At 35.7% G+C, this 11,835-nt stretch carries 9 protein-coding genes; 7 read left to right on the plus strand and 2 right to left on the minus strand.

Features of this window, described 5'->3' with window-relative positions; genetic code table 11:
- Positions 1–29 precede the first annotated feature (29 nt).
- The 7 genes from ACXR6G_RS13310 to ACXR6G_RS13340 all read left to right on the plus strand — a co-directional run bounded on the left by ACXR6G_RS13310 (position 30) and on the right by ACXR6G_RS13340 (position 9,582).
- Entirely contained in the window at positions 30–989 is a 960-nt protein-coding gene (locus tag ACXR6G_RS13310; protein ID WP_458361927.1) for an NAD(P)H-dependent flavin oxidoreductase, read from the plus strand.
- An 82-nt stretch (positions 990–1,071) separates the two neighbouring features.
- The gene (locus tag ACXR6G_RS13315) at positions 1,072–2,313 is read left to right on the plus strand and encodes a M16 family metallopeptidase (RefSeq protein ID WP_458361928.1); all 1,242 of its coding nucleotides are present in this window, start codon (positions 1,072–1,074) and stop codon (positions 2,311–2,313) included.
- Entirely contained in the window at positions 2,313–3,605 is a 1,293-nt protein-coding gene (locus ACXR6G_RS13320) for a M16 family metallopeptidase (protein ID WP_458361929.1), read from the plus strand. The genes ACXR6G_RS13315 and ACXR6G_RS13320 overlap by 1 nt, the downstream gene beginning before the upstream one ends.
- Positions 3,606–3,900: 295 nt before the next feature.
- The gene (locus ACXR6G_RS13325; RefSeq protein ID WP_458361930.1) at positions 3,901–6,132 is read left to right on the plus strand and encodes a RelA/SpoT family protein; all 2,232 of its coding nucleotides are present in this window, start codon (positions 3,901–3,903) and stop codon (positions 6,130–6,132) included.
- A gap of 102 nt (positions 6,133–6,234) precedes the next feature.
- Positions 6,235–6,690 (plus strand): Fur family transcriptional regulator, encoded by a 456-nt coding sequence (locus ACXR6G_RS13330; RefSeq protein ID WP_372644206.1) that lies wholly within the window; start codon positions 6,235–6,237, stop codon positions 6,688–6,690.
- A 298-nt stretch (positions 6,691–6,988) separates the two neighbouring features.
- Positions 6,989–8,254, plus strand: a complete 1,266-nt coding sequence (locus tag ACXR6G_RS13335; RefSeq protein WP_458361931.1) for an adenylosuccinate synthase — start codon at positions 6,989–6,991, stop codon at positions 8,252–8,254.
- 245 nt (positions 8,255–8,499) lie between these two features.
- Positions 8,500–9,582, plus strand: a complete 1,083-nt coding sequence (locus ACXR6G_RS13340; RefSeq protein ID WP_458361932.1) for a lysylphosphatidylglycerol synthase transmembrane domain-containing protein — start codon at positions 8,500–8,502, stop codon at positions 9,580–9,582.
- A gap of 71 nt (positions 9,583–9,653) precedes the next feature.
- On the opposite strand, the gene ACXR6G_RS13345 is transcribed toward ACXR6G_RS13340, so the two are convergent.
- Positions 9,654–10,607, minus strand: coding sequence for an ROK family protein (locus tag ACXR6G_RS13345; RefSeq protein ID WP_458361933.1), 954 nt, complete (start codon positions 10,605–10,607; stop codon positions 9,654–9,656).
- Positions 10,608–10,617: 10 nt separating this feature from the next.
- Positions 10,618–11,793 (minus strand): sugar MFS transporter, encoded by a 1,176-nt coding sequence (locus ACXR6G_RS13350; RefSeq protein WP_458361934.1) that lies wholly within the window; start codon positions 11,791–11,793, stop codon positions 10,618–10,620.
- Between the last annotated feature and the right edge of the window lie 42 nt (positions 11,794–11,835).

Genomic DNA, 11,835 nt, shown 5'->3' on the forward strand with positions numbered 1-11,835 from the left:
TTTTTGCACACAATCCGTAAACAATAATCATGATAAATAGAATCACTCAACTTTTTGGAATCGAAAAACCTATTATTCAAGGAGGAATGGTATGGTGCTCTGGATGGAAACTTGCTACAGCTGTTAGTAATGCTGGTGGTTTAGGATTAATCGGTGCAGGATCTATGCACCCTGACACCTTCCAAGAACATATTCAAAAAGCAAAAGCTGCTTGTGATAAACCTTTCGGAGTAAATGTTCCGCTTCTTTATCCAGAGATGGATAAAATCATGGATATCATTGTGAAAGAAGGAATCAAAATTGTTTTTACATCAGCTGGTAGCCCAAAAAAATGGACTCCATTTTTAAAGGAGCATGGTATTACCGTTGTACATGTTGTATCTAGTGCTTTTTTCGCTAAAAAATGCGAAGATGCAGGTGTAGATGCTATTGTTGCTGAAGGCTTTGAGGCTGGGGGACATAATGGTCGTGAAGAAACAACAACCTTAGCATTAATTCCAAATGTTAGAAAAGCGACTAACTTACCCTTAATTGCTGCGGGTGGTATTGGCTGTGGTAATAGTATCTTAGCTGCCCTTAGTTTGGGAGCTGATGGTGTTCAAATTGGAACTCGCTTTGCGGCATCTGAAGAATCCTCATCTCACATCAATTTTAAAGAGGCAATCGTAAAATTAGATGAAGGTGGAACTAAGCTTGCTCTTAAAAAACTAGCGCCTACCCGATTAATCAAAAATGAATTTTTCGATCAGGTTTATGAAGCTGAGTGCCGCGGTGCTTCTCCAGAAGAAATGAAAGAAATTCTTGGTAAAGGACGTTCAAAAAAAGGCATGTTTGAGGGAGACCTTAAAGATGGTGAATTGGAAATTGGTCAAGTTGGAGCAATGATAAAAGACATTAAGCCTGTTGCCGAAATTATGAATCAAATGATGACGGAATACAAACAAGAACTTAAGACTCTTCAATCTGAGAAATCTAAATACCAGTTCTAATAGAATCATAAAAAAGCGAGCTTTAATATTGCTTTTAATTAGACAGAAGATAAAATGAGCCTTCTGAATTTAAAATATCAAAATGATTGAATTCGATAAATTTACACTTGACAATGGACTTAAGGTTATTGTGCACAAAGACACATCAACGCCTTTAGCTGCTGTTAATATCCTATATAACATTGGTTCCAAGGATGAAGATCCGGAACAAACAGGTTTTGCTCATCTTTTCGAGCATCTCATGTTTGGAGGTTCAATAAACATTCCAAACTACGATGAACCTCTTCAACAAGTTGGAGGAGATAATAATGCTTGGACTAATAATGATGTAACAAATTATTACCTTACTGTTCCTAAAGAAAACTTGGAAACAGGTTTCTGGCTAGAGTCAGACCGAATGCTAAGCTTGGCTTTTACTCAAAAAAGTTTAGACGTTCAAAAGGCGGTTGTTATTGAAGAGTTTAAACAGCACTACTTCAACCAGCCTTATGGAGATGTTTGGTTACACCTTCGTCCCTTAGCATACAAGAATCATCCATACCAATGGTCTACAATTGGAAAAAATATTAAGCATATTGAAGAAGCACAATTGCAGGATGTTAAAGATTTTTTCTTTCATCATTATGCTCCCAACAATGCAGTATTAGTTGTTGCGGGTAATATTGAGACAGATGAAGTTAAACGTCTTGCTGAAAAGTGGTTTGGTCCTATTGAACGACGAGAAATAGCCACTCGCAATTTACCAATAGAACCCAAACAAACTGAATTTCGATCACTCCACCTTGAAAGAGATGTTCCTTATGATGCTATCTATATGGCTTTTCATATGGGGAGCCGAATCGATAAAGATTATTACAAAGTCGATTTGCTTTCAGACATATTATCAAATGGGCAATCCTCTCGTATATTTCAAACGCTTGTAAAAGAGAAAAACCTTTTCTCAAGCATTGACGCTTATTTGACTGGAGATTTTGAACCAGGTTTGTTTGTCATCAGTGGTAAACTAACTGAAGGTGTTGGCATGGAAGATGCCGAAAAAGCCATATGGGAAGTTATTGATGAAGTATCTACAACTAAGGCTGGTGAATATGAGCTGCAAAAAGTGAAAAACAAAGTTGAGTCATCACTGGTTTTCTCTGAGATTAGTTTCTTAAACAAGGCTATGAATATTGCTCAATATGAAATCACAGGACAAGCAGAAGATATCAATCTTGAAGTCGAAAAATATAATAAGGTTAGCACAGATGACCTACAAGAAATGGCTCAGAAAATTCTGATTAAAGAGAATTGTTCCACACTTTATTACCACGCAAAAAAACAATAATGGAGAAATTGAATCGCAACCTACCTCCTCAATTTAAAACAATTGAGCATGTAGATATCCCAAAATCAAAACAAGAAGTTTTGAGTAATGAGATTCCTGTCCATATTATTTCTGGTGGAAGTCAGGATGTTATTAAAGTTGAGATGATTTTTGATGCAGGCTTATGGTATCAGAAATCTCCTCTAATTGCAGGCACTTGCAACGTTATGCTCAACGAGGGAACTAAGAATTATTCAGCTGCAGAACTTGCCGAGAAGTTTGACTTCTATGGAGCACATATTGCTTATACTAACAGTCAGCATGACGCTAGTGTGTGTTTATATACTCTAAATAAGTACCTGGATGAAACTCTGGATTTACTTGAGGAAATTATTAAACGCCCTACTTTTCCTAAGAAAGAATTCAAAACCATACTCAGCAATAAAAAACAAGCTTATCTTGTAAATAGAGAGAAAACGAACGCCTTAGCTAAGGAAAAATTCAATAGCCTTATTTATGGCGATAAGCATCCCTACGCCAATATCTTCACAGCAAGTATTTTTGATGAAGTTCAGTTAGACGATATTAAGACCTATTATAAAGATAGATATACATCTGACAATTGTAGAATTATCGTTTCTGGAAAAATGTATAAGTCAATACTCACTAAGATTGAAGATCGTTTTGGTGCTTCAGTATGGGACACAAAATCGTCTGATATTGAAACCAAGCATAAGCTTCTATGTTCTGATGAAAAGAAAGTGTTTATTCTTAAAAAGGATGCCGTGCAATCATCAATTAGAATTGGACGCCCTCTTTTTAATAAAACACATCCCGATTTTGCAGGTATCATGCTACTCAACCTTATACTTGGTGGCTACTTCGGTTCTCGTCTAATGCAAAATATCCGCGAAGACAAAGGTTATACCTATGGTATCAACTCACTTTTGCTTTCACACCTTAAATCAGGTCATTTTGCTATTGTTACTGAAGTTGGAAGAGATGTATGCGAGGCGGCTATTTCTGAAATCTATAAAGAAATTAAACGCTTGAGAGAAGAGTTGGTTCCTCAAGAAGAGCTAAATCTTGTGAAGAACTTTTTCTCTGGTGAAATGCTTAGAAGCTTTGACAGTCCATTTGCATTGTCTGAAAGCCTGAGAGGAAATCTTCCTTTCGGGTTTGACAATTCGTATTACGAGAAATTTCTTCATGAAATTAAGGGAACTTCTTCTCAGAAAATAATGGATTTAGCAAACACTTATTTCAAAGAGGAAGATCTCTATGAAATTATTGTTGGAGAAAATAAAGCCTAAAAAAGAATAGATCTAATAATGAGCAATTAGCCTTGGCTAATTGCTCATTTATGTTTCTAGTCAATTCAATATTCCTTATTGGAAAAGTTAATTCAGGTATTAATCTCAAGTTTATGGCTATCTAGTCTAAATAAATTGACTAAACAAGCAGGAAAATCGGGAGTTTTAACTAATTTTATAGATCGCTTACAGCTAACAGATCGTAAATAGATTCTTTTTAAAATAACAGTTTCTATCTGAAATCACCTTTTGATTTTCTCGATTTGTTTTTACGATTCATATAAATGAGTAACATATGACTGTTGAAACCCAACAAGATAAAGAATTAATACTAGCAAGCTATCAGAAGCTTTTGGCAAGTTGTAAAAGAAGCAACACGCCTGAAACAAAAGCAATGATAGAAAAGGCATTCTATTTTGCATGGGACGCTCATAGAGGTGTGCGTCGTAAATCTGGGGAGCCTTATATTATACATCCTATTGAAGTTGCTGAAATTGCAGCTAAAGAAATTGGTCTTGGAACAAAATCTATTGTTTCAGCTTTATTACACGATGTTGTAGAAGATACTGATTATACCGTAGAAGATATAGCTCATCATTTTGGTGACAAGGTTGCTGCTATTGTTGATGGACTCACAAAAATATCTGGTGCCTTCAATCAGCAGACATCCATGCAGGCTGAGAATTTCAGAAAGATGTTACTAACACTATCTGATGATATTCGAGTGATTATACTCAAAATTGCTGACCGCCTGCACAATATGCGAACTCTAAGTTCCATGCCTCTTCGTAAGCAAATGAAAATTGCTGGTGAAACCTTATTCCTATTTGCTCCCCTTGCCCACCGTTTAGGTCTTTACAAGATAAAATCAGAACTTGAAGATCTGAGTTTGATGTATGAGCATCCGGAGGATTATAAGAATATTTCTGAAAAAATAAAAAATAAAGAGACCGAACAAGAGTTAGTCCTAGGACAGATTATTGAACCTATTAAAGAACGTCTAAACGACAATAATATCATTTGTACGGTTATAAATCGACCTCGTTCTATCTTCTCAATCTGGAATAAGATTGAAAATCATAAGATTAATATACAGGACATCTACGATCTTCCTGCCATCAGAGTTATTTTTAAACCTCAAAAAGATGTTCCTGAAAAAAATCAGTGCTGGAATATTTATTCTCTGATTACAGATATTTACAAACCAAAACCTGAACGTATTCGCGACTGGATGAGCACGCCAAAAGCCAATGGCTACGAGGCTCTGCACATGACAGCTATGGGACCATTGGGTAAATGGATCGAGATTCAGATTTGTTCAAATAGAATGAATGAAATTGCTGAACGTGGTTTTATAGCTCATTCAAGATACAATACAGACAGTGAGTCAGAATTAGACAAATGGCTTAAAGATGTACGGGAAATATTAGAAAACCCAGAGTCTGATGCTCTAGCTTTTCTTGATGAATTTCGTTTAAACTTGTTCTCTCAGGAGATTCAGGTGTTCACACCCAAAGGCTTAATCAAAACGTTACCTAAACACGCTAGTGCTTTAGATTTTGCTTACGAAATCCATACTGACATTGGAAATCAATGCATTGGAGCAAAGGTTAATCATAAACTGGTTCCTCTTAATTACATTCTTCGCAGTGGCGATCAGGTCGAAATCTTAACATCTGATAAACAAAAGCCTAAGACTGAGTGGTTAGAATATGTCGTAACAGCTAAAGCTAAATCGAAAATAAAAGCAGAGTTTAAAGATGATAGAAAGCGATTAATTCGTTCTGGGAATAAGATCTTAGAAGAACATCTCCAGAACATTGGCTTAATTTTGAATTCAAAAGCAACTAAAAAACTGATGGAACACTATCAGTTCACAAATAAAGATGAACTCTTCTTAAACTTTGGATCGTCTAAACTAAAGCTTGAAGAAATCGAAGGTATTGTTAAAAAGAAGTCAAAAAACAAATTCATCAAATACTGGAAACTGCAATTCTTTGGTAGCGATGATAAAGAAAACACACAAGATAAATTAGAAAGCAAACCTGAGATTGATAAAAAGAAACCTTTTCTTTTGGAAGAGACCATGTCTGAGGAAAAATATAAGATTGCAACCTGTTGCAAACCTATTCCTGGAGATGATGTTGTCGGCTATGTTGATATGGCAAATAACGTAACCATTCACAAAAGAAAATGTCCCAACGCTCTAAAATTGATGTCAAGTCAAGGTGATAGAATTCTTGAAGCTAATTGGACGACCCATCGTTTAATGTCATTTCTGGCCATTATCGAGCTAAATGGCATCGACAAAATCGGAATCGTTAACGATATCACTTCTGTCATCTCAAAAGACCACCATGTCAACATGAGATCCATACATTTTGAGAGTCATGATGGCGTTTTTGAAGGCTTAATACACCTATATGTACATAATACAGAGGACTTAAATAATTTGATGAAAAAACTGATCAAAATTAAAGGTCTCGACAATGTCAGACGAATTGAGAACATAGAAGAATACAGTTAAACCCGTTTTTTTTGCTTCCACTCTTGGAAGTAATCAAAAAAAAACACTATTTTAGTCCCGTTATTTAAAATTAGATTAGATAAACAACATAGCTTTAAAAGTATGATTAGCGAAGACACAAAAGAAATTGTAAAAAAGATGTTTACTGATTACCTTCAAAAGAAGGGACACAGAAAAACACCTGAGAGATATGCCATACTTGACGAAATATATTCGCGTGAAGGTCACTTCGACATCGAATCGCTGTATATTTTCATGAAGAATAAAAATTATCGTGTAAGTAGAGCAACACTTTACAATACCATCGATCTTCTTTTAGATTGCAAACTTGTAATTAAGCATCAGTTTGGAAAAAACATTGCTCAATTTGAGAAAGCTTACGATAGTAACAAGCACGATCATTTAATTTGTACGAAATGTGGTAAGGTCCTTGAGTTTTGCGACACTCGCTTAGAAGATGTTCGTAATAACGTTTCTGATGACATGGACTTCCTTGTTTCACATCATTCTCTTTACATTTATGGTACTTGCCAAGAGTGTAGAAAAAAAGAAAACTAAGATATCAACAGTCGATATATTTTAAAGCCCTTATAAATAAGGGCTTTTTTTATTCCCTGTCGTGATTTATCAACAAGTCTATCTCTAATCTAAAATATTTATTACCTTTGACCGTTAACAATTAGCTGTTAACATCAAACTTAATTCTCAGCTAATACCTTCCACAATTGGCATGTATCTGCTGGGTTATAATCAACCGTTTTATTCAAATTATTTGTCGATGAATGACTCTATTTATGGCTGAAAATCAGTCAAAAATATTAGTTCCATTCGATAAATCAGTTCAAATTATTACCCTATGAAAGTTGATGTACTTTTAGGCCTCCAGTGGGGAGATGAAGGAAAAGGTAAAATTGTAGATGTTCTTACTCCTAAGTATGATATCATCACAAGATTCCAAGGTGGACCAAACGCAGGTCACACTCTTGAGTTTAATCAAATCAAGCACGTTTTACATACCATCCCATCAGGAATTTTCCGTGACGATAAACTAAACGTTATTGGTAATGGTGTTGTAATTGATCCTGTTATTTTCAAAAAAGAAATTGAAGGTATCAAAGCAATCGGAATTGATTTAAGTAAAAACCTTTTCATTTCTAAGAAAGCTCACTTAATTTTACCTTCACACCGAATTTTAGATGCAGCTTCTGAAGCTGCAAAAGGAAAATCTAAGATTGGATCTACTCTTAAAGGTATTGGTCCAACTTATATGGACAAAACTGGTCGTAATGGTTTAAGAGTTGGTGATATTCTAACCAATTTCGATGAAAAGTATAAGGCTTTAGTTGAAAAGCATGGCGAAATGCTAGATAAGTACTTTTCTTTTGAATACGATTTATCAGAGTATGAAGCAGAATGGTTCGAAGGCATCAAGCTTCTTCAAGAATTCCAATTGATTGACAGTGAGCAGTTCTTAAACGATAGCCTTAAAAATGGTAAGTCGATTCTTGCCGAAGGTGCGCAGGGAACTCTTCTTGATATTGATTTCGGTTCATATCCATTCGTGACTTCATCAAACACTGTTTGTGCTGGTGCTTGTACAGGTTTAGGTATTGCTCCGAATAAAATTGGTGAAGTAATCGGAATCTTTAAAGCATACTGTACTCGTGTTGGTATGGGACCATTCCCAACAGAACTTTTCGATGCTGACGGAACAGAATTGCGAGTTAAAGGAAACGAATTTGGTTCTACTACCGGTCGTGAAAGACGTTGCGGTTGGTTAGATATGGTTTCTTTAAAATATTCTATCATGATTAATGGGGTAACTCAATTAACCATGATGAAATCGGATGTATTAGATGGATTTGACACGATTAAGATTTGTACTGGATACAAACTTGATGGTCAAGAAATCGACTATGTACCATACGAAATGACTGATGCCATAGAACCAGTTTACACTGAATTTAAAGGTTGGAAAACTGACATGACAGCTATGTCGAACGAGAATGAATTCCCTGCTGATTTTAACGCTTACGTTGATTTCATTGAAAAAGCAACAGGTGTAGCTATTACTGTAGTTTCTGTAGGTCCTAACCGATCACAAACTATCGAAAGAAAATAAAACTTGTTAAGTAATCTGATTCTAACTAGAGTCTAAGATTTAACATGCAATAAATAATACTAAATCCTCTGCAACTTCTAAACGAAGTCGTAGAGGATTTTTATTTGTCATCATTTCATTAAAATTATGAAAACTCAAGTATGAAAATTCTTATTCATAAAATCATAATTATAAAGTCATAGTCTCCTAGACTTTATATTTTTATTGATTAAGTTTGAGAGTCAGATCTCGATTTAATCAGAAATTTGAATACAATTAATCTAATGGAGCAGAATAATATCACAAACCAAAAGAAACTACTCAAAGCTATACGTCCTCAACGTGTGATTTGGCCTATTCTAATTGGTTTTGTGGTGATTATCTATTTACTCGTAAAAGATTTCAAACCCGGAACATTTGATTTAGTCGAATTTTCTTGGCTTACACTTGCTGGGATTGTCGTTGCTCTCCTAATGATGGCACTTCGTGATTTTGGTTATATGGCCAGATTAAGAATATTAACTGAGAAAGAATTTTCATGGAGAAAGACCTTCCGCATCGTAATGCTTTGGGAGTTTACATCTGCTGTTACGCCATCAGCAATTGGAGGGACTTCATTTGCTATTCTATACCTAAATAAAGAAGGTTTAAGCTTAGGAAGAAGCTCAGCTGTTGTTATGGCGACCTCTTTCCTTGATGAGCTTTATTTCATCATCATGTTGCCCTTAATTCTACTTGTCTTGGATTGGCAACATCTCTTTTTACTTGATACAGAAAATGCTTCTTCTCTAACATCATCTCTTATACTATTAGTTCTAGGGGCTTATTTACTAAAACTAGCCTACTTAATTGTATTGAGTTATGGGCTTTTCAAAAACCCTCGTGGCTTGAAGTGGTTGTTACTGTGGATATTTAAATTACCCATCCTCCGAAAATGGAAACAAGGAGCAAATCAAACAGGAACGGATATTATTGAAAGCTCAAAAGACCTAAAAAACAAAAGCTATAGATTCTGGATCAAAGCCTTTTTAGCAAGCTTCTGTTCTTGGACAGCGCGTTATTGGGTGGTTAATTCAATATTATTAGCCTTTTGGTGTTGTGACTATACCACCCTAGATCATATCATGATTTTTGCACGCCAACTACTTATGTGGATTATGATGCTAATTAGCCCTACGCCTGGTGGAAGTGGATTTTCTGAGTGGGTTTTCACACAATATCTTGGTGATTTTATTCCTGAAGCTGGACTCACCATCACCCTGGCTTTAATCTGGCGACTGATTTCTTATTACCCTTATCTATTTATTGGTATGTATATGCTCCCTAAATGGATCAAGAAAAACTTCTAAATAAAAAACTCCACCTCATTACACAATGAGATGGAGCTATTTCATGTCGCATAAAGCGATATCTTAAATTCTTATTTCATCTTATTCCACACTAAAGCTGCAGATCCTAAAACGGCTGCATTATCCTTTAATCCAGAAGGAAGCACTTTAATTTTATTCTTATAAATTGATAAGAGATTCTTCTCCAGAGTCTCTCGAACAGGGTCAAATAAGATATCTCCTGCTTTTGTTAATCCTCCAAATAGAAAAATAGCCTCAGGGCTCGTAACTGCAACGACATTAGCCAGTACTTCACCTAAAACTGTAGCGGTATAAGTAAAGGTTTCTTTTGCTACTTCATCGCCACGTTCAGCAGCTTCAGCAACCATTTTAGCCGTTAATTTATTAAAAGGTATATCTCTCAATTCACTATCGCCATTATGTCTGGCTAATAATTTATACACCGATCTTTTCACTCCAGTAGCCGAAACATAGGTTTCCAAACAACCTTTACGTCCACAACCACACTCACGTCCACTCTTACGAACAATCATATGCCCTACTTCTCCAGCAAAACCGTCATGTCCATGAAGAATATCTCCATTAGCAAAAATACCGCTACCTAATCCGGTACCAAGTGTAATTACCAAGAAATTATTCATATCGTGAGCAGCACCAAAAACTTTCTCACCCATGGCTGCTGCATTAGCATCATTGGTGATATAGACAGGAACGTCCAATCTTTTTTGAACCAATTTTACAAGAGGAATACTCCCCTTCCAACGTAAATTCGCTGCATCCTCAATAGTACCTTTATAGTAACTCGCATTAGGAGCACCAATACCAATCCCTTTAATATCTACATCGTATGATAAATTCTCTTTTTCAGTATTTATTACCTGAAATAACTCATCAATATAATCCTCTACATCAGCATGGTTTTGGGTAGGCAGTGTCCCTTCAGCAATACAAATTCCTTCTCTATCTATTAAACCAAAAACAGTGTTGGTTCCTCCAATATCAATTCCTAAAGCAACTTCTTTCATTCGAATATAATTAATTGTGTTTGAAACCTTTTACTGCATAATAAAAAATATAGGCATAACACAAAACTGTAATAATAAATGAGTTCTGCAGACCAAAATTATCAGCTAAAACTCCCATTAATAGAGGCACAATTGCTCCTCCTACAATTGCTAAGCAAAGGATACCTGAACCTTGACTGGTATGTTGTCCTAAACCATCAATTGCAAGCGTAAAGATAGTAGGAAACATGATAGAATTAAACAAGCCAACTAAAACAATACTCCATAATGCAATATAACCTTCTGTCATCATACTGATTAGAACAAGAACCACAACCATTATGGCATTAATAGCTAATAATTTGTTAGAAGATATTTTATGCATAATAGCTGATCCAATAAACCTTCCGACCATTGCTCCGCCCCAAAAAATGGAAACATAGCCGGCCGCTTGAGCTTCACCAAACAAATTTAGAGCATCACTACCCAAATAACTTACAAGAGCACTACCAATAGAAACTTCAGCTCCTACATACATAAAAATGGCAAGTGCGCCCAAAACTAAATGGGAATGATTCCAAGCGGATCCTTCTGCTTTTTGCTCCTCAGCATCTATAATCTTTGGTAGCTTTACAAAAGCAAATACCAATGCGATTAGTCCTAATGCCACAGCCAAACCAATATAGGGCATTTGGACAGCAGAAGCCTGGCTTATCAAATCGTCACTATTATTATCTAATATCAAATAGGCTCCAAACATAGGAGCAACTGTTGTACCTACACTATTAAATCCCTGTGTCAAATTCAGACGACTAGATGCTGTCTCAGGACTTCCCAACGCAGCAACAAAAGGATTGGCAGCAACTTGAAGAATGACAATGCCACAAGCCAAAACAAAAAAGGCAAAAAGGAAAAATCCATAGGATAAAAGCGACGCCGCTGGATAAAACAATAAAGCCCCCAAGCCTGCAATTGATAATCCTAAAACAATGCCTGATTTGTATCCAATTTTACTAATGATCTTTCCTGCTGGAAGCGACATTAAAAAATAAGCACCAAAGAAGGTGAACTGAACCAACATGGCCTGAGTAAACGTCAAATTAAACAAACCTTTCAAATGCGGGATTAATATATCATTCATACAGGTTAAAAATCCCCACATAAAAAATAATGAAGTCAGTAAGCCTAATGCAGTCTTAAAATTCATAGGCTTACTATTAGATATACTGCTTGCTTGACTTGTGCTTAT

It is taken from the genome of Ancylomarina sp. YFZ004 (assembly GCF_054254355.1).